This is a genomic window from Streptomyces sp. URMC 124, assembly GCF_051386455.1.
In the GTDB taxonomy this organism is placed as follows: Bacteria; Actinomycetota; Actinomycetes; order Streptomycetales; family Streptomycetaceae; genus Streptomyces.
This window is the reverse complement of record NZ_JBPQTS010000621.1, coordinates 1-241: the sequence shown is the minus strand read 5'-3', so window position 1 is coordinate 241 and position 241 is coordinate 1. Positions and strand designations below refer to the sequence as shown.

Genomic DNA, 241 nt, shown 5'->3' with positions numbered 1-241 from the left:
CCGGCATGCCGTTCAGCGCCGTCGTCCAGCTGCACCACGCCGCCGGCCGCAGCGGCTGCCCGCTCGCCCCGTCCGAGCCCACTGCTGCGCCAGGGCACCGACAAGCAGATCGAGCAGTACCTGAAGCCGCTGGTGCGCGGCGAGGCAGCGCGTCGCCTCGCGCTCACCGAGCCCAACGCCGGATCCGACGCCTTCCACCTCACCACCACCGCCGTCCGCGTCCCGCTCGGCGGTGGTGGTG

At 74.7% G+C, this 241-nt stretch carries 1 pseudogene; it reads left to right on the top strand.

What is annotated here, in order from left to right:
* Positions 1-241, top strand: a pseudogene (locus tag ACSNOG_RS33925) (acyl-CoA dehydrogenase family protein); the annotation flags it as partial.